The organism is Nocardiopsis sp. CC223A, from assembly GCF_030766825.1.
Taxonomy (GTDB): Bacteria; Actinomycetota; Actinomycetes; order Streptosporangiales; family Streptosporangiaceae; genus Nocardiopsis.
The window spans coordinates 1-18860 of record NZ_JASFDV010000048.1; the positions used below are offsets into that span (position 1 = coordinate 1).

Genomic DNA, 18860 nt, shown 5'->3' on the forward strand with positions numbered 1-18860 from the left:
GGCGGGAAGGGGGACCCGCGGTTCCCCCTTCCGCCCGGGGCGGCGGGTCAGGAGCCCCCGCCGCCGAAGATCGCCACCTCGTCGGGGGTGGGCCGTTCCATCTCGAACGACAGGATCTCCCCGCCGTCGCTGTCGGTGACCAGCGGCTCCTGGAGGATCTCCGGGCTCTCCCCGGCGTTGTGCCGGACCACCATGACGCCGCCGTAGCCGCTGTGGTCGGTCTCGGTGGCGGAGAAGGGCACCAGCCCCGGCCCGGTCCACTCGCGCGAGTTGAGGGTCTCGATCAGGGACGAGCGGGTCAGGTCGGGCCCGGTCTCCATGAGCACCTGGGCGAGCAGGACCGCCTGCACCATGCCGTAGACCGTGGTGTCGGTGAACGGGGTGTCGGCGTTGTACTCCTGGTGGACCTCCAGGAAGAACTCGGTCCACGGGTCGTCGCGCTGGGCCGCCATGGGCAGGAACGCGGTGACGATGAGCCCGTCCAGGAACGTCTCCGGCGGGACGTCCTCGGCCGGGGTGCCCTGGGCGTACTCCTCGATGAGGGCGGTCACGATCTGTACGTCGCCGCCGAAACTGGGTGCGACCCACTGCGGGTCGTAGCCGATGGCGGTGGCCTCCAGGATCGCCAGGCCCAGGAAGGCCGGGATGCAGTGGCACACGACGATCTCCGCGCCGCTCTTCTCCAGGGCGGCGACCTGTCCGGCGAGCTCGGGGGCCCCGGGGTCGTAGGACTCCCAGGCGACGATCTCGTCGGTGAGGTACTGCTCCAGCCCGGCCTGGGAGGAGGGGCCGACGTCGTCGTTCTGGTAGAGCAGGCCGACCTCGTCCCCGGGGAAGTTCTCGGCGATGAACCTCCCCTGGATCTTGGCCTCCCTGGAGTAGTCCACCTGGAAGCCGTAGCTGTAGGGGTAGACGTCCGGCTGGTCCCACGACAGGGCGCCGGAGGAGACGAAGAGGTCGGGCACGCCGGCTTCGTTGATGTCGCCGATGACGGCTTCGTGGGTGGGCGTGCCCAGCCCGCCGAGCATCGCGAAGATCTCCTGGTCGTCGATCAGGGTGCGGGTGGCCTCGACGGTCTTGGACGGGTCGAAGGAGTCGTCCTGCACCTGGTATTCGATCCGGCGCCCGTGGATGCCGCCGTTGTCGTTGATGTAGTTGAACACGGCGCGGGCGCCGGTGGACACATGCCGGAAACCGGGGGAGGCCGGTCCGGTGAGCGGTTGGTGCGTGCCGATGATGATCGCGTCGTCGGTGACTCCCCGGGTCTGGGCGGCGAGTTCTTCGGCCGCCTGATCCGTGGATGTTCCCTCTGAACAGGAGGTGACGAGTAGCGCGACGGCCAGTGCCGAGGCGATCGTTCTCAGTGGTCGCATGGTGCTGTCCTGGACTTCGTTGTGACCTTCACGGAGCGGGCGTGAGCGGCCCAATGGGGGAACGCGGCCGTTGCCGGGCCGGGCAGGGGATACCTACTGGCCGGTACGTTACCCGTGAGTAAACACCATACGCGGGCATGAGACCAGCGGTAACAGGTTCGACTTGTTACGGGTGGTGTGTGAGTGAACTCGTGATGTTGCCGCTGTCCACAGTCGGCCGCCCCTGCCCGGGCGGCCCCCTGCGTTCCCGTGCGATCGCCCCCGGCGCCGCCGACGCCGTCCGCCGGTCGGATCGCCTTGGTATTTCCACGCCGAAAAATAAATATCAGCGTTATTGAATTTCCCTCAGCAAAAACCGAGAAGAATGTCGCCTCCGGTTCCGTGCAACCTGGTGGACAGTCGTCCCGACGTTTCGGAGGCAGCATGGACAGGATCGCCATCACCGGCATGGCGTGCCGTTATCCCGACGCCGACACCACGGATCAGCTCTGGGAGAACGTCCTGGCAGGCCGCCGGGCCTTTCGTCGCATTCCCTCCGAGCGGTTGTCCCTGGTCGATTACTGGTCCGCGGATCCGAGCGATGTCGACAGGTTCCATTCCGACCGGGCGGCCGTCCTGCGCGGTTTCGAGTTCGACCGATCCGCCTACCGGGTGGCGGGCAGCACCTTCCGGTCCACCGACATGACCCACTGGCTCGCCCTGGACACCGCCGCCCGCGCCCTGGCGGACGCCGGTTTCCCCGGGGGGAGCGGCCTGCCCCGGTCCACCACCGGAGTGGTCCTGGGCAACACCCTCACCGGGGAGTTCTCCCGGGCCAACTCCCTGCGCCTGCGCTGGCCCTACGTCCGCCGGACCCTGGCCGGCGTCCTGCGGCGCCGCGGCTGGGACGGCGACGAGGTCGCGCGCCTCGTGGCCGAGGCGGAGCGGGCCTACAAGGAACCCCTGCCCGTACCCGACGAGGACACCCTGGCGGGCGGACTGTCCAACACGATCGCGGGCCGGGTGTGCAACCACTTCGACCTCGGAGGCGGCGGGCACACCGTCGACGGTGCCTGCGCCTCCTCCCTCCTCTCGGTCGTCACGGCGGCCCGGGCGCTGGCCGCCGGGGACCTGGACGTCGCCCTCGTCGGCGGGGTCGACCTCTCCCTCGACCCGTTCGAACTCGTGGGCTTCGCCCGGACCGGGGCGCTGGCCACCGGCGACATGCGCGTCTACGACCGCGACTCCAACGGTTTCTGGCCGGGGGAGGGGGCCGGTGTCGTCGTCCTCATGCGGGAGGAGGACGCGCTGGCCTCCGGAGCCCGGATATACGCCCTCGTCACCGGCTGGGCGGTCTCCTCCGACGGGGCGGGGGGCATCACCCGGCCGGAACAGGAGGGGCACCGCATCGCTCTGGAACGCGCCTACGCCCGTGCCGGGTACCCCCCGGCGACGGTCGGCTACTTCGAGGGGCACGGTACCGGTACGGCCCTGGGCGACGCGACGGAGATCGCGGCCCTGTCCGCCGCCCGAGGCCCGGGCACCCCCTCCGCACTGGGCAGCATCAAGGCCAACATCGGCCACACCAAGGCGGCCGCCGGAGTCGCCGGCCTCATCAAGGCGGCCCTGGCCGTCCACCACCGGGTCGTCCCGCCGGGCACCGCACAGCACACGCCCCACCCCCTGCTCACCGAACGGGACGCCGTCCTGCGCGTCCCCGAACGGGCCGAACCCTGGCCGCGGCAGGGCCCCGCCCGCGCCGGGGTCTCCGCCATGGGCTTCGGCGGGATCAACACCCACATCGCCCTCCAGGCCTGTGACACCCCCGCGCCCGCAGGTCCCGACGAACGGACCCGCCTCCTGGTGGCGGGGCGTCAGGACGCGGAACTCCTGCTCGCGGACGCCGAGGACCCGGCCGCCCTGCGTTCCCTGCTGGCCTCCTGGAACGAGATGCTCCCGGGCCTCTCCCACGCCGAGCTGACCGACCTGGCGGCCGCGGCGGCCGCCGGCCTCGGCGGCGGCCCGGTGCGCTGTGCCGTCGTCGCGGCCGACCCGCAGGCGGCGGCCCGGGCCGTCGCGGAACTGATCTCCCGCATCGACGCGGGGGACGGGGAGGTCATCGCCCCGGAGAAGGGGATCTTCCTGGCCGACCGCCCCGGAGCCCCCGGGATCACCTTCCTCATGCCGGGCCAGGGGACGGGGGAGGGGGCGCGCGGCGCCCTGCGCCGCCGTTTCCCGCACCTCGAACGGATCCTGGACGCCGCAGCCGTCCCCGAGGGCGGCGACCCGGTGGCGACGGAGAACGCCCAGCCCCGGATCGTCGCGGGTTCGCTGGCCGCTCTGAAGCTGCTGGACGGCCTCGGCGTGACCGCCCGCGCGGCGGTCGGCCACAGCCTCGGCGAGCTCACCGCCCTGCACTGGGCCGGCGCACTGGGGGAGGAGTCCCTGCTGGAAGTGGCCCGCGCCCGGGGCGGGGTCATGGCGGCGACCGCGCAGGCCGGGGGCGCCATGCTCCACATCGCCGCGGACCCCGGGCACGCGGCCCGCCTGGCGGCGGCCGACCCCGACCCCCGGGTCGTGGTCGCCGCGCACAACGGACCCGGCCAGACGGTGGTCTCGGGTCCGGCCGACGCCGTGGCGCGGGTCCGGGACCGGGCCCGCGCCCAGGGGCTGGACACCGCACCGCTCCAGGTCTCCCACGCCTTCCACTCGCCCCTGGTCGCCCCCGCCGTCCCCGGACTGCGCCGGGTGCTCGACGGCGTCCCCTTCGCACCGCTCACCCGGCGCGTGGTCTCCACCGTGGACGGCGCGGACCTGCATCCCGGGTCGTCCCTGCCCGACCTGCTGTGCGACCAGATGGTCCGCCCGGTGCTGTTCCTCGAAGCCGTCTCCCGCGCGGCCCCGGACACCGACCTGTTCCTGGAGGTCGGCCCGGGGCGGGTGCTGTCCCGGGCCGCCGCCCGGATCGCCCCCGACGTCCCGGCACTGTCCGTGGACACCGACGCCCCGACGCTGGTGCCCTTCCTGAAGGCCCTGGGCGCGGCCTTCGCGCTGGGCGCCCCGGTGGACACCCGGAGGCTCTTCGAGGGACGGCTGGCACGGCCCCTCCCCGCCGCCGGGGGTTTCCTCGCCAACCCCTGTGAGACCGCACCCGCGGGCCTTCCCGAGGACGCCTCCGCGCGTGTGGAACCCGCCCCGGTCCCCGGTCCCTCCCCCTCGGACGCGGAGGGCGCCGACACCCTCGCGCTGCTCCGCCGCCGCGTCGCGGAGCGGGTGGAACTGCCGCCGGAGACCGTCACGGAGCACACCCGACCGTTGGACGAGCTGCACCTGAGCTCCATCACCGTCGGCCAGATCGCCAACGAGGTCGCACGGACCCTGGGGCGCCCCCCGTTGGAGGCGACCAGCGGCCACGCCACCTCCAGCCTCGCGGAGCTGGCCGCCCTCATCGACGACCCGGCACGCGCGTCCGACGGGCGGCGCACCCCGGCGGAGGCGGCCGGGGTGGGGCCCTGGGTGCGGGCGTTCGGGCTCCACCGCCGTCCGGCCGCCGCCCCCGCCCCGGTCCCCGCAGGTGCGTCCCCGGCGCACTGGACGGTGTACGCGCCCGACGGGGACGATCGCACCGAGCGGGTGCGCGCGGCGCTGGCGGGTGCGGGCGCGGGGGAGGGCGTCCTCCTGGCGGCCGACCCCGACCGCCCGGCCGACTCCCTGGCCGCCGCCCAGGAGGCGGCGGACCGCGGGGTCCGCCTGGTCGTGCTCCAGCCCGCGGCGACCGTCTCCGGCCTGGCCCGGACCCTGCACGTGGAGGCGGGGGTACCGGTCACGGTGATCGAGTTCGAGACCGCCCCGGACGGGTCCGACACCGCCCCGTCGGCGGCCGTGATCGCCGCCGAGACGGCCGCCACCACGGCCTACACCGAGGTCCGGTACACCAGGGAGGGGCGGACCGTGCCCGCCCTCGTCCCGCTCGTCCCCGGCAGGCGGGGGCACGGCGGCGGAGCCCCCCTGGGGGCCGACGACGTCGTCCTGGTCACCGGCGGAGGCAAGGGGATCACCGCCGAATGCGCCCGGGACCTGGCCCTGCGCCACGGTTCCGGGCTGCTCCTGCTCGGCAGGTCCGATCCCGGGGCCGACCCCGAACTGGCCGCGAACCTGGAACGGCTGGCCGGCTCCGGGATCCGGTACCGCTACGAGCGGGCGGACGCCGCCGACCCCGCCCAGGTGCGCGCCGCCGTCGAGCGCGCCGCCGGCCTCGGCGCCGTCACCGCGGTGCTGCACGGGGCCGGGCGCAACGAGCCCGCCCCCCTCGGCGCGCTCACCCCCGCGGACCTGGCCGCCGCCGCGGCCCCCAAGGTCGACGGCCTGCACGCGGTCCTGGCGGCGGTGGACCCCCAGCGGCTGCGCCTGCTGATCACCTTCGGCAGCGTCATCGGGCGTGTGGGACTGCGCGGGGAGGCCCATTACGCCGCGGCCAACGACAGGATGAGCGAACTGGCCCTGGAGTACGGCCGACGCCACCCGCACACCAGGGTCCTGGCGCTCGAATGGTCCGTGTGGTCCGGCGCCGGCATGGGGGAGCGCATGGGCGTCGTCGAGTCCCTCCTCGGCGCGGGCGTCACCCCGATCTCGGTGGACGAGGGCCTGGAAGTGCTGCACGACCTGCTCGGGGACCCCTCCGCCGGACCGGTCGTCGTGGTGTGCGGACGCATGGGGGACCCGCCGACCCTGCCCGCCCCCGGGCCCCTCCCCCTAGGCAGGTTCCTGGAGCGGATCCGGGTCCACTGCGCCGGGACGGAGCTCGTCACCGACACGGAGCTCTCCCTCGCGGACGACCCCTACCTGGAGGACCACAGCTTCGACGGGGACATGCTGGTCCCCGCGGTCATCGGTATGGAGGCGATGGCCCAGGTCGGTGCCGCGATCGCCGGGTACCCGGGCGCGCCCGACCTGGAGGACGTGGAGTTCCTGCGGCCGATCGTCGTCTCCTCCTCGGGGACCTGCGTGGTCCGGGTGGCCGCGCTGGTCCGCGACACCGACACGGTGGACGTGGTCGTGCGCACCGGGGAGACCGGTTTCGCCGCCGACCACTTCCGCGCGGTCCTGCGTCGCCCCGCGGCCGGGCGTTCCGCGGCGGAGCCGAGGGTGCCCGCCACGGATGCGCCGCGTGTCCCCCTCGACCCGACGGCGGAGCTCTACGGCGGCCTGTTCTTCCAGGGGAAGCGGTTCCAGCGGCTGTCGTCCTACCGCCGGGTGAGCGCCCGGCACACCGTCGCGGAGGTGTCCGGGGACGCCGCCGGACTCCTGTGGTTCGCCCCCTACCTTCCCCAGGAACTGGTGCTCGCCGACCCCGGCGTACGCGACACCGCCATGCACGCGCTCCAGGCCGGGGTGCCGGACGCGGTCCTGCTGCCGGAGCGGGTCGACCGTCTCCTGCCCGCGCCGCCCGGCCGTTCCGGCCCGTTCCTGCTGGCCGCGGCGGAGCGGTTCCGCGACGGGGACTCGCACGTCTACGACGTCGAGCTGTCCGACCCCGACGGCCTCGTCGTCGAACGCTGGGAGGGCCTGCGCCTGCGGGCGGTGCGCTCCCGGGGCGGACCGGCCGCCTGGCCGGCTCCGCTGCTCGGCCCCCACCTCGAAAGGTCCGTGTCCCGGTTCCTGGGGGAAGGGGTCCGGGTCGCCGTCGAACCCGCCGCCGGCCTCGACCGGGCCGAGGCGGCGGCCGCCGCCCTGCGGCGCTGCCTCGACCGGCCCGCGGCCGTGCGCCACCGGCCCGACGGGCGCCCCGAGGTCGACGGTGCCCACGTCTCCGTCTCCCACGGAGCGGGGGCGGTCCTGGCCGTCTCCGCGGACGCACCGGTGGGCTGCGACATCGAGGAGGTGGTCCGCCGGGACCGTGCCGCATGGGCCGACCTCCTGGGTCCGGGCCCCCTCGCCGCCGCGGACCTGGCGGCCCGGGAGGCGGGCGAGGACGCCGACACGTCGGCCACACGGCTCTGGGCCGCCCTGGAGTGCCTGCGCAAACTCGGGACCGCCGCGAGCGGCGTGGTCCTGGAGAGCGTCCACCCCGGTGGATGGGCCGTGTTCGCGTCGGGGCCGGTCTCCGTCGCCACCCTGGCCACCGGCCTGGCAGGCCGTGACACCCCCGTGGTCGCCGCCGTCGGCCGCGTCCCCGGGGCCACCCCACCGAAGGAGCAGCAGTGACCGGTCACTACGAGATCCGCCACACGGTCGGCCTGGAGGAGACCAACCTGGTCGGCAACGTCTACTACGCGCACTACCTGCGCTGGCAGGGGCGCTGCCGGGAGATGTTCCTGCGCGATCACGCCCCTTCGGTCCTGGACGACCTGCGCGGGGACCTCAAGCTCTTCACCCTCCGCGTGGACTGCGACTACCTGGCCGAGACCACCGCGTTCGACGTGGTGTCCATCAGGATGCGCTTGGAGGACCTGGGCCAGACCCAGCTCGGCTTCTCCTTCGACTACGTGCGGCTGGAGGGGGACCGGGAGACGCGCGTGGCCCGGGGGAGCCAGCGGGTCGTGTGCATGCGCGGCCACGGCGACGGGGTGGTCCCGGTCCGGGTGCCCGAGGCCCTGCGCACCGCCCTGGCACCGTTCTCCCCGACCCGGGCGGTGGTCTGATGGCGGACCTGCGCACGGTGATGGCGCGCTTCCCCACCGGGGTGACCGTGCTCACGACGGGAGGGGCGGACCCCCACGGGATGACCGCCAACGCCTTCACGTCCGTCTCCCTCGACCCGCCGCTGGTCCTGTGCTGTGTGGCCCTGACCGCGCGCCTGCACACCACCGTCCGCGACCTGGGGGCCTTCGGGGTGTCCCTGCTCGGAGCCGACCAGGTGGCCCTGGCCGCCCACTTCGCCGACCGCTCCCGCCCCTCGGGGGCGGTGCAGTTCGCGCCGTGCGACTGGTCCCGGGGCGCGTACACGGGCGCGCCCCTGCTGGCGGGCGCACGCGGATGGCTGGAGTGCGCGATGAGGGACGTCCACCGCGCCGGGGATCACTCCATCGTGGTCGGTGAGGTCCTCAGCGCGGTCCCGGGGGCCGACGCCTCCCCGCTGGTCTTCGTCGACGGGGGGTTCACCGATCCCGGGACGGCGCCGCGGAACCGGGCGCAGGACAGCGCCACCGACTCCTCGGCCCGTTCCCGCAGGTCTCCGGCACCCACCATGAGGGCGGGGAGCACCGACTCGAAGCAGTCGTCGGCGTCGTACGGGGCGACCAGGTAGGAGCCGAACTCCAGGGACACCACCCCGTGCACCCCCGTCCACATGCGGTGGGCGACGGCGAAGGGGTCGTCGGAGGTGAAGCGCCCCTCCCGCATGCACCGCTCGGTGCAGGAGATGACCGGGGCCAGGGTGTACCGCCCGTGCTGGCGGTCCTCCTCGGTCAGGGAGAAACCCGCGAGGGAGGAGGCCCCGAACATCACCGCGTAGAGGTGGGGCGCCGCCGTCGCGCTCGCCCGGTAGGCCCGCCCGTACAGGGCCAGGTCGGCCACCGGGTCGGCCGAGGGGGCCACCCGGTCGAAGCGCGCGTGCAACCGGGCGAAGCCCTCGTGGACCATCGCCCGCACCAGGCCCGTCATCCCGCCGAAGTGCGTGTAGACGGCCATGGTCGAGCAGCCCGCCTCGCGGGCCAGCCGACGGGTCGTCAGCGCCGCGGGGCCCTCGGCGGAGAGCACGCGGGCCGCGGCGTCGAGCAGCGAGGGGGCCCTCCGGGGGGCGGCCGGGCGCGGACTCACCCCGCCCACCGTTCCGCCAGCCGCGTCCGCCACTCCTCGTACGCGGGCGGACGGCCGGGCTGGTCCCCGTCCGGCCGGGTGTCCCTGGCCGCGCGGGCCGCCTCCTGCGCGGTGCCGCCGAACAGCACACCGACGGCGTCCTCCACGTGCGGCACCAGCAGACCCGCGCGCATCCGCGTCTCAGCGGCGAACGCCGCGCCCTGGGCCAGGCGGGGCCGGTGCGTTCCGGCCCGGCGGCACAGGCGCTCCAGCCCCGCCCGGTCCGCGCCCCCGGCGTAGACGGCGGCCAGGCCCACCCCGCTGTACAGGTCGGCGCGGCGCTCCTCCCCGAAGGACTCCACCAGGTCCGCGGCGCGGTCGGGGTCCGCGCAGGAGACGAACCACAGGGCCCGGCCCACCCCCTGGTCCAGTGCTCTGGGGGCGTACTCGGGACGGCCGGACCAGCGTGCCGGGCGGCCGTCGCGGGCCCGCCGGTGAACGAACCGCTCCGTGCGGAAATAGGCCTGGTGGAAGCCGTACCCGTCCAGCACCAGCCAGCGCAGCAGCGGGTCGAGCGTGCGCACCGTGGGCCACAGCGGCCGGGGCAGGCGGGCCAGGGCCCAGCCCACGCCGACGTGCGCCATGTACAGGTGGGGGTCGCCCGGGCCGGCCATGTAGGCCCGGGACCGTCCTCCGCGCGGGCTCAGGGCGTCCAGCACGGTGAACGCCATGGCCGCGCCCTCGTGTGCGAACCCGCGAAAGCGCACGGGGACCTCGGCCAGCAGGCGGTCGGTGCGCCCCGGGTCCGCGGTCTGGGCCGCGTGCCCGTAGCCGACGAGGAAGAAGAGGCCGACGGTCTCGATGAGCGTACGGGCCTGCGGGGCGCCGTGGTGGAAACCGCGTGTGCTGACGAGGGTCTGGTCGGTTCCGGGGGTGAGGATCCGGCGGCGCAGCGTTGCGAGGGGCGTGTTCACGAGTACTCCCGGGGCGGGATCAGCCACAGGCCAGGGTGGCGGTCTCGGCCACGGGCGCGGGGGCGAGGGAGAAGGCCAGCGGTACGTCGGTCGATTTCATCCGGCGCATCGACAGGTGGGTCCACGTGTTCGAGTTCTGTCTGACCGTGAGCCGGCGGGGGAGGGAGCCGATCATGGCGTCGCAGCCCCCCGTGGCGCCGACCCGCATGGCCAGGGCCACCAGGTTCCACTCACCCGGAGGGGCGCCGTGGATCGCGAAGGAGATCCGTTCGGCGGTGGGCAGGACACGGAAGGCGACCGGTCTGCCCTGGGGGACGTCCGCCGCGTAGACGCCCACCAGCAGCCGGCCGTCGGGGATCGGGCGCGGCAGCTCGATCATGCCGTGCACGCTGCCGGTGCCGCGGCCCGCCCGCTCGTGTGCGGAGGTGCGCAGGCCGGCCAGCTCGGCGTCCTGGGGCATGCGGTTGAAGTTCCTGGACATGGCGACCAGCAGCCGCCCCACCGGTGGTTTGCGGTACTCGCGCGGGGACATGCCCACCAGCCGGGTGAACCTGCTGGTGAACGTCCCCACGCTGTTGTAGCCCACGCTGTGGACGATGTCGCAGATGTTCATCGAGGACTCGACCAGAAGGCGCTTGGCCTCGAACATGCGCACCGCGCCGAGATATCTGCCCGGGGAGATACCGACCTCCTGGGTGAAGAGCCGGGAGAAGTGGAAAGGGCTCACGAACACCTCGGATGAGATATCGCTCAGCGTGATCGGTTCGGCGTAGCGCCGGTGTATGAAAGAAACCGCCTGACGAACCGATTCGCGCATGTTCGCTCCTAGTGACTCTACGGCATGGTCATGTCGTGGCGTTCGCCGGTGCGTTGTACGTTCTCGTGTACCCGCTCATCCTGCATGAGGATTCAACCTTGGACGTCTCCTGTATTGCTGTTTGCGGAACCGCAAATAATGAGACCAGGTCCCAGGAATGCCGGCGTGCGCGGAAGGCTGGTCGGCGCTGGATCTCCGCTGGGGCAGGCCTTGTGGGGCGCGGAAAGAGTTGGTTTCGCGTATTCCTACCTGCGGGTTTTCAGCGGGTCTTGACCTTGTTGGCGTTGGTTCTTGTGAAACCAGGGGTTCGAGTGACTCTCCTGTGCTTTCATGTCGTCACTCGTGGTGTTGATTTTTTTTGTGGGGGCCCGTTGTGCCCGCTTCGGGTCCGGGGTTGCGTTGCAAAGAAGGACGTGTTAATGGAGGAGGCCCGCAATGCACGAGAAGGAATTGATTGATCTTCCGTCCTAAGGTGGTGCGCATAATCTCGGTGCCCATTACCTGGTTAAGGAGAGATCAGATGGCGATCGACCTGGCGCACAAACAGCCGCCGCCGGACCCCGCGGACGCCGAACGCCGGGCGGAACTGGCCGGCCGGCCTCCTCTGACCGAGTTGGCCAGCGAGCAGCGTGACGCGCTCAACTTCTCCTACCGCACGACCCTCAGCATGGACCCCCGCCTGGTCGCCGGCGACCCGGCCGCCTGGCAGAGCGACTTCGGCTACGCGCTCAACAAGGCGGCCGTCCGCCTGGACACGCGCACCGACGAGGAGCTCGCCCGCGACGCCCTCTCCCACCCTGACCCGGTGGCCCGCGAGCAGGCCGTCTTCGAGTACGCGGACCGCGACCCCGCCGACGTCTTCGAGGTGCTGGAGCAGGTCGTGCGCACCGAGAAGGACCGGGAGATCCGCTGGGACACCCTGTGGGCCATCGAGAAGCTCGGCGGCCCCCACGCGATGAGCACCCTGTCCCGCTTCCTGGGCGACCCCGACCCCGAGATCGCCGAATGGTCCAAGCTCTTCCTCAGCGAGTTGCAGACCGGCGACCCCGCCTTCGACTCCCGGGAGGCCGTCTTCACCGAAGGCCGCACCTTCGACGAGACGATCTACCTCCTCATCCACTGCGACCTCTACATCCGCCTGGACGACACCAACCGGCACTGGGGCAAGCTCTCCCTGGGGCCCCGCGGGCTGGCCCGGGTCTACGGCCAGGCCCACGCCTGCCCCAACGTCGCCACCCGGGAACGGCAGCTCCTGATGGCCAAGACCATCGACGGGCTGTACGAGGACGGCACCCGCCACATGGACAACTACCTGTTCCGCGGGTTCACCGACCGGACGCGGGCCGACCGGGGCAACTTCTACTTCGAGTCCCACGTGCCCCGGACCTTCTACCACTCCGGCCGCGCCGCCGACCCCTCCCAGGGCACCCGGCAGACCGACATCGGCTTCGCCCGCTTCGGCACCTGGTTCCTGGACCCCGACATCCAGGTCCGCGGCGAGGCGGCCATCCGCTACGTGCGGGGACGCTTCCAGGGCTGGGGCTACACCGACGTCGAGAACATGGTCGGCAAGGACATCACCGAGATGCTCGCCCCCGGCAACGGCATCCTGTCCACGCTGCACGACCCCGAGGTCGGGCCGAAGACCAACGTGTTCATCCTCGGCACCTTCAAGGGCAAGCTCAACGACTGGGACGGCGACGGGCGGATCGACCTCAACTCCCGCGACGTGTACAGCACCGTGGACGGTGAGCTCGACAGCGACCAGGACGGGATCCCCGACGAGCCCGGCCGCACCTGCTCCGACCACCGCCCCGGCCGTGTCTGACGGCCACCGCGGGCCCGGAAACCCGGACTTCCGCGTTCTCCCAGAGGACGTTCTCCCAGAGGAAAGGTGAGGAAAGCCCATGTCCGAAAAGAAGACCCTGCTCGGCCGTCCGGTCGAGACCGAGGGGGTGCCGAACCTGTACGAGGGGTCCCCCGTCGTCAAGTGGAAGGCCCCCGAGCCCGGTATCGACAACCTGGGCCTGCACTCCTGGGACACCTTCGCGATCCCGGGCGTCGGCGAGTTCGACGTCGAGTTCGACGGCTACGTGCGCGTCGTGCGCTCCCCGGCCACCGACGAGGAGTGGGCGGGCGCCGAGGTCTACACCAACCTCATCGAGATGCACATGACCGGTGCCTCGGAGGAGTTGGGCACCATCACGGTCACCCTCAACCCGGAGTACCTCTCCGCCGGCCAGATCCGCACCCCCTTCGACCCCTACGCGGGTGAGGGACCGGCGGCCAAGGCCTGCCGGATGGCCGTCGGGTGCATGTTCGACATCCCCAAGCTGGGCACCCGGCTCTTCAACCGGGAACCGGTCATCCTCACCATCGACGACGTCCGGTCCATCCCGCCGGCCGGGGCCCCCGGCAAGGGGCAGATCTACCGGATGCTCCCCCTCTACGACGTCCGCACCCCCTGGGACGAGCCGACGGCCTACCTGACCAGCTTGAAGTTCAACATGGGCGGCTACCTGCCCCCTGAGCGCTTCCAGTGACCGACCGCGGTGGGCGGACGTGGCACGGCCCGTCCGCCCACCGCCGCATGCCCGCCCCCGCCCCGCCGGCAGAGTGGAGATCACCGTGTCCGTCGAACCCCTGGCATCCGAACGCCCCACCCCGGAATCCGGCCCGCCGCAAGGCCCCGCCTTCGCCCACGAGGTCGTCGACTTCCCTCCCCTCGGCTCGGCCGGGGGACACCCCGTCGCCCACCGGCGGTGGGAGGAGCTCGTCAGCGACGTCCACGTCCGGGGCCACTCCCTCGACGACGTGTGGAACGCCCTCACCGACCCCTACGTCGTCTCCCAGTGGTTCGCCGACGCGGACGAGTCCTGGGCCGTCCCCGGCCGGGAGAGCACCCTGGACTTCAACGACGGCGAGTTCTTCTGGTGCCGCACGGTCGCGGCCGAGCCCCCGCACGGGGGCCGGGCCGTCCTGGAGCACCTGTGGCGCTGGGTGGGCGTCGGCCCCGCCACCACCGTGCGCTGGGAGCTGTCGGAGGCCCCCGGCCCGGTCGTGGCCGTGCGCGCCGTCGAACGCGCGACCAACCCCCCCTCGGACTGGCGGTCGTGGAACGGGATGGGCTGGCCCGGCATCCTGGACCAGCTCGCCGAGCACCTGCGCACCGGCCGCCGGCAGCGGTGGCCCTGGCGGCGCATGGGCCCCTACGTCCAGACGGAGCTGCCTCTGGGGACCTTCGAGGCGTGGACGGCGCTGAGCTCCGTCCCGGCCCTGCAATTCTGGCTCGGGCGGAGCGCCGGGAACCTCGACGAGGGCGGGCGGGTGGAGTTCACCCTCGGGGACGCCAGCGGTGTGGCGGCGCTGACCGTGACCCGGCACATCGAGGCCAACCAGAGCTTCCCCTCCTTCCAGCCCCGGCTGGAGTTCGACCTGCACCGGCCGGGGTGGCCCGGCCCCCTGGGCGGCCACCTGTGGATCGAACCGGCGGGCCTGGGACGCAGCATCCTCCAGGTGTTCCACTCCGGCTGGGAGCAGTTCGGCCAGCTCGCCGAGGCCCCGGTGGACCGGGCACTGCTCACCTCCTTCTGGGCGTCGGCCTTCGGCCGGCTGTCCTTCCTCGTGTCGGACCCGACGCGGGGGGAGGGCGGCGCCGCGGGTTCCGACGGACCGGGACCGCACTCATGGAGCCGGTGACCCCCGTTCCGACCCGCGCCGAGACGGCCCGCCGCCTGGGCGTCCTGGGCCTCATCGGCGCGGGGACGCTCGTCTCCGCGGCGGCCGCGGCCGCCGTCGGCCTGCTGCGGTCGGGCCCGGACGGGGCGCGGCGGGCCGCGGCGGCGTCGGTGGCCGCCGGACTGCAACGGCTGGGGCCGACGGCGGCCAAGGCCGGGCAGCTGGTCGGTTCCCGCCCGGACATGATCGGTCCGGTCTGGGCCCGGGCCCTGAGCGTGCTGCACGACCGGGCCCGGCCCATGACCGAACGGGAGAGGACGTCGGCCCTCGCCGCGGCCAGGGCCGAGATCCCCGCCCTGGCCGGGGTCGAGGTCACCGGGGAACTGCTCGGTTCGGGCACCGTCGGCTGCGTCTACCGCGGCGCCTCCGGCACCGAGCCGCTCGCCGTCAAGCTCCGCCGCCCCGGGGTGGAACGGCTGATGGCGGCCGACCTCAGGCTGCTGCGCGCCGCCGCGTCCCTGGCGGTCCGCCGCGACCGCGCGGGCGGCCGCCCCCTGGCCGATCTGGTCGACTACGTGTCCGGCGTGGTGCTGGCGCAGACCGACTACGTCGCCGAGGCGGAGAACCACCGACGCCTGGCCGCCGACCTGGCCCGCCTCCCGGGCGTGGAGGTCCCCGCCCTGTACCCGGACCTGTGCGGCCGCAACGCCCTGGTCACCCGCTACATCCCGGGGCTGGGCGAGGCGATGCCGCCCACCGCCCAGGCGGTCGCCGCGCGCCGGGCCCTGCGGGCCGTGCGCCGCATGGTGTTCGAGGACGGCTTCGTCCACTGCGACCTGCACCCGGGCAACCTCTACGTCCACGGCAACGGCCGGGTGGTGCTCCTGGACGCCGGCTACGCCGTTCGCGTCTCGGAGGACACCCGGGTCCACCTGGACCGCTTCTTCCGGGCGATCGCCCTCGGGGACGGGCGCACGTGCGGTGAGATCATCTTCGACACCGCGCTGGAGCCGGACGAGCGGCGGCGCGGGGAGTTCGTGGCGGCGATGGAGCGCCACGTGCGGGAGCACACCGGGGAGGGGCGCGTTTTCACGATGGCGGAGTTCGGCAACGGGATCTTCGCACTACAGACCCGCTTCGGCGTCCACTCGCGCGCGGAGTTCGTGTTCCCCCTGTCCGCCCTGATGATCGCCGAGGGGACCCTGCGCTCCCTCATGCCCACCGTCGAGATCCAGGACGGGTTCTGACCGGTCGGCCGCCCTCAGCGGCGGCGGGCCGCACCCGTGAGGAACGGCCGCAGGTGAACGGCCGGGGCGGCCGAGACCACCGGCGGGTCCAGCGGGTCGGGTCTGCGCAGGACGAGTTCGGCGGGGGCGCCGTCCGGCCCGGCCGTCCTGCCCCGGCCGACCAGCGTGCCCGCCTGGCCCCCCACGGCCAGGCCCACCAGGAGGGCGTCGGAGGGCAGGGACACGAGGAACATCTCGGACCGCCCGGACGCGGGCCGCTGCTCCACCAGCCTGCCGGCGGCCCCCTGGACGATCCCGAACCCGGAGAGGCCGCCCTGGGGCAGGTCCGCGTTGAAGAGCCCCACGAAGGAGACCCGGTCGCCGAGCGGCGGGCCGGACGCCTCCGCGGCGGGCAGGCTCAGCTCGCAGCCCAGGGTCCGGCTCTCGGCGGCCCGGGCCCGCTCCAGGTCCGGCTCGGCGACGCGGTACCCCGCCAGGTCGTCCACCAGCTCCCGGAACCTGCCCGGTGATATCCCCACCAGGCGGGTGAACTGCGTGGTGAACGACCCCAGGCTCTGGTAGCCGACCCGGTCGCTGATGTTCATCACCGTCTCGGAGGTGTGGGCGAGCAGCCGCTTGGCCTCCTCCATCCGCAGGGCCGTGAGGAAGCGCCCCGGAGTGGTCCCGGTGTGCCGGGCGAAGATCCGGTGGAAGTGGAACTGGCTGTAGAAGCCCGAGGCCGCGAGATCGGCCAGCAGGTGCGGGGCCGCGGGGTTCTCACGGATCGCACCGACGGCCGCCAGGACCGCGTCGCGCTGGGTCTGATTGTCCTTGCCGGTCACGTCAACGGCCATGCCGTTCCTCCTCGGAGCCGGCCGCCCTCACGGCCTGGTCCAGACTCGCCCGCCAGGTGATCTCGAAGACATCGCGCAGTCGCGTCATCCTACTCTCGCCCCCCGACACGACAGGCCACTGAGAGTGATGCACCGACAGCACCACACCGCCCCCGTCGTGGACCGTGCGCACCACCGCCCGGGTCACCCCGTCCTCCACGTCGATGAACAGGCTGAGCCGCTCGTCGAAGTAATCCTCGACGCGCCGGATGGGGAAGCGCCGGGGGCCGGCGTCGTCGACCACGTAGAACGCCGTGGGCGGGTACCCCGGGCCGCTGGCGGGCAGCCACCGGAAGAGGTTGCCCCGGTGCAGGGGGAGCCAGGTCCCGACGGGGATGCGCACGCCCAGGGAGATGGTCCGGATGCCCTGGGGGGCGCCGCCCCCCTCCCCTTCCCCGAGGTGGAAGCGGAGCCGATCGACGCAGTCGTCCCAGAACACCTCACGCGCCACACGCGGCACCGAGCGCCGGTGCGGGAACTCCTCCCTGACCCTCAGGAGCGTGCCGACCGGCCCGGGCTCCACCGCCACCCGGATCAGGCTCGGCGCCTCCACGCCGAACTCGGACCACTCCAGCGCCATACTGCGGCCCGGCCCGATGCCGAGCACGCCCAGGCGCACGTACTCCAGTGACGGGGTGGTCAGGATCCAGGTGCCGCTGCCGTCACCGCGCCGCTCACCGTACGGCCCCAACCCGCCCAGCCAGCGTCCGATCTCGGCCGGAACGCTCAGCGCCCGCCATACGCGGTCCGGCGACGCGGGCAGCGGTACCGCCCGTTCGATGGCCTTCACACCGTCCTCCTCGCTCCGCTGCGCCCCACCCGTTCAGAAGGGGACCAGCGCCTCGTAGACGCCGTCGTGACGCCAGTCCGCGGGGGACGACGACCACAGGCGCACACCCGCGGGGCCCACCAGGGCCCGCACCGTGCGCGTACGCGCGGGGGCCTGCGGCGGTTCCGCCCCCCGGCCCCCGGTGCCGGGCAGGCAGCCCCGCAGCATCCGGCCCAGCGTCGCCCCGGGTTCCGTGCCGTCCAGGACGGCCGTGCCCCCGACACCGCCCACGACCGCGACCGAACCCGAGGTCGTCGGCGGGCGGGGACCGCCCAGGGCGTAGACCTCGGCCGTGCCCCGCCCCGCGGGCCCGCCCAGCAGGCGGGCCGCCGTGCGCGCGCCCCAGGCCGGGGGGACGGCGGCGAAGCCCGCGGCGCGCAGGCCCGGTCCGGCCACGCCCGCCGCCATGCCGACCCCGCTCCACAGGGTCCACTCCGCCACCGTGAACCCCACCCCGGGGAACTCCGCCGCCAGGTCCCGGGCCGCGGCGCGCGCACAGGCGTGGGACAGCGCGTACGCTCCGAAGCCGCGGTGCGCGGCCCTGCTCTCCGAGGAGCCCATGAGGAGCACCGAGGACAGCGGTCCGGCGGCCGCGGCCCGCACCCAGCGCCGCAGGTGCTCTCCGCGCCGCCGGGCGGCCCGGTCCAGCGCCGCGCCCGACAGCCGGGACCACCGCTCCAGCCCCAGTTCGCCCGCGGCGTGGACGAGGTGGACGACCGGTGCGGGCAGGGACCGCAACAGCGGCCCGGGGGCGATCCGGTCCAGGTCCGCGCGCACCACCTTCACCGGCGCGGCCGCCCGCACCAGGGCCAGGGCCGCGGCCCGCTCCGGGGGCAGGTCCTCCTCCCGGACCCGGTCCACCAGGACCAGCCGGTGCCCGGCCGCCCCCAGTTCCCGGGCCAGGCACAGGCCTATACCGCCCAGGCCCCCGGCGATCAGCACGGCACCGCGGGCCCGGACGCGGCGCGGCGCGGGCCCGGGCCGCCACGACGCCGCGTCCACGGGACCGTGCGGACGGGCCCCGGGCCCGTGGACCCTCACCCGCAGCCAGGGGCGCTCCGCCGCGGCGGCGGCCAGGACCCCGCCCAGAGGCAGGCCGCGTCCGACCAGCTCCACCGGGACACGGCACCGCTCCGCGCGGGCCAGGGCCTCCAGGAGCCGGTCCCCGTCTCCGGGGGACCACCGCCGTCCGGCGCGCACCCGCACCCGCCCCGGGCCGACGTCGAACACCGTGCGGGCGGGGGCGCTCCGGAACCCCCGCCCCGCCGCGTCGTCCTCGCGGAACACCAGGTCCGCGCCGTGCGGGCCGCCTCCGTGGAGGACGGGGCCCGCCGGTGATATCGGCATCGGCTCA

13 protein-coding genes and 1 pseudogene are annotated in these 18860 nt (G+C 73.8%); 7 read left to right on the forward strand and 7 right to left on the reverse strand.

The window, feature by feature from the left end; translation table 11 throughout:
- Positions 1-47: 47 nt before the first annotated feature.
- Complete coding sequence (locus tag QJS33_RS18815) at positions 48-1373, reverse strand: ABC transporter substrate-binding protein (RefSeq protein ID WP_306369324.1); 1326 nt, start codon at positions 1371-1373, stop codon at positions 48-50.
- A 423-nt stretch (positions 1374-1796) separates the two neighbouring features.
- Here QJS33_RS18815 and QJS33_RS18820 point away from each other — a divergent pair, with 423 nt between their 5' ends.
- From QJS33_RS18820 to QJS33_RS18830, 3 genes and pseudogenes are all read left to right on the forward strand, one after another.
- On the forward strand, positions 1797-7556 hold the full coding sequence (locus QJS33_RS18820) for an SDR family NAD(P)-dependent oxidoreductase (RefSeq protein ID WP_306369325.1): 5760 nt from the start codon (positions 1797-1799) through the stop codon (positions 7554-7556).
- On the forward strand, positions 7553-7993 hold the full coding sequence (locus QJS33_RS18825) for a thioesterase family protein (RefSeq protein ID WP_306369326.1): 441 nt from the start codon (positions 7553-7555) through the stop codon (positions 7991-7993). Before QJS33_RS18820 ends, QJS33_RS18825 begins: the two co-directional genes overlap by 4 nt.
- Positions 7994-8073: 80 nt before the next feature.
- Positions 8074-8394, forward strand: a pseudogene (locus QJS33_RS18830) (flavin reductase family protein); the annotation flags it as partial.
- On the opposite strand, the gene QJS33_RS18835 reads toward QJS33_RS18830, so the two are convergent.
- From QJS33_RS18835 to QJS33_RS18845, 3 genes are read right to left on the reverse strand one after another with little or no spacing between them, the layout of a single operon-like run.
- A complete protein-coding gene (locus QJS33_RS18835; RefSeq protein ID WP_306369327.1) occupies positions 8370-9110 on the reverse strand; it encodes a TetR/AcrR family transcriptional regulator in 741 nt (246 codons plus the stop codon). The pseudogene QJS33_RS18830 and the gene QJS33_RS18835 sit on opposite strands and share 25 nt — an antisense overlap.
- Entirely contained in the window at positions 9107-10063 is a 957-nt protein-coding gene (locus QJS33_RS18840; RefSeq protein ID WP_306369328.1) for a DUF1702 family protein, read from the reverse strand. Before QJS33_RS18840 ends, QJS33_RS18835 begins: the two co-directional genes overlap by 4 nt.
- Before the next feature lie 19 nt (positions 10064-10082).
- Positions 10083-10880 (reverse strand): AraC family transcriptional regulator, encoded by a 798-nt coding sequence (locus tag QJS33_RS18845; RefSeq protein WP_306369329.1) that lies wholly within the window; start codon positions 10878-10880, stop codon positions 10083-10085.
- Between the two features lie 520 nt (positions 10881-11400).
- Between QJS33_RS18845 and QJS33_RS18850 the strand changes: the two genes are divergently transcribed.
- The 4 genes from QJS33_RS18850 (at position 11401) to QJS33_RS18865 (ending at position 15805) form a co-directional block, all read left to right on the forward strand.
- Positions 11401-12708 carry a HEAT repeat domain-containing protein gene (locus QJS33_RS18850; RefSeq protein WP_306369330.1) on the forward strand — a complete coding sequence of 436 codons (1308 nt, stop codon included), beginning with the start codon at positions 11401-11403 and terminating at the stop codon, positions 12706-12708.
- A gap of 79 nt (positions 12709-12787) precedes the next feature.
- Positions 12788-13423 (forward strand): DUF6073 family protein, encoded by a 636-nt coding sequence (locus QJS33_RS18855; protein WP_306369331.1) that lies wholly within the window; start codon positions 12788-12790, stop codon positions 13421-13423.
- Positions 13424-13508: 85 nt separating this feature from the next.
- Positions 13509-14579, forward strand: a complete 1071-nt coding sequence (locus QJS33_RS18860; protein ID WP_306369332.1) for an SRPBCC domain-containing protein — start codon at positions 13509-13511, stop codon at positions 14577-14579.
- Positions 14576-15805, forward strand: a complete 1230-nt coding sequence (locus QJS33_RS18865) for an AarF/UbiB family protein (RefSeq protein WP_306369333.1) — start codon at positions 14576-14578, stop codon at positions 15803-15805. The genes QJS33_RS18860 and QJS33_RS18865 overlap by 4 nt, the downstream gene beginning before the upstream one ends.
- A 14-nt stretch (positions 15806-15819) precedes the next feature.
- On the opposite strand, the gene QJS33_RS18870 is transcribed toward QJS33_RS18865, so the two are convergent.
- Genes QJS33_RS18870 through QJS33_RS18880 form a run of 3 tightly spaced genes read right to left on the reverse strand, consistent with a single transcriptional unit; the run spans position 15820 to position 18853 of the window.
- Positions 15820-16638 carry a helix-turn-helix transcriptional regulator gene (locus QJS33_RS18870; RefSeq protein WP_306369334.1) on the reverse strand — a complete coding sequence of 273 codons (819 nt, stop codon included), beginning with the start codon at positions 16636-16638 and terminating at the stop codon, positions 15820-15822.
- Positions 16628-17467 carry an SRPBCC domain-containing protein gene (locus QJS33_RS18875; protein WP_306369335.1) on the reverse strand — a complete coding sequence of 280 codons (840 nt, stop codon included), beginning with the start codon at positions 17465-17467 and terminating at the stop codon, positions 16628-16630. Before QJS33_RS18875 ends, QJS33_RS18870 begins: the two co-directional genes overlap by 11 nt.
- A gap of 33 nt (positions 17468-17500) precedes the next feature.
- On the reverse strand, positions 17501-18853 hold the full coding sequence (locus QJS33_RS18880) for a KR domain-containing protein (RefSeq protein ID WP_306369336.1): 1353 nt from the start codon (positions 18851-18853) through the stop codon (positions 17501-17503).
- Positions 18854-18860 lie beyond the last annotated feature (7 nt).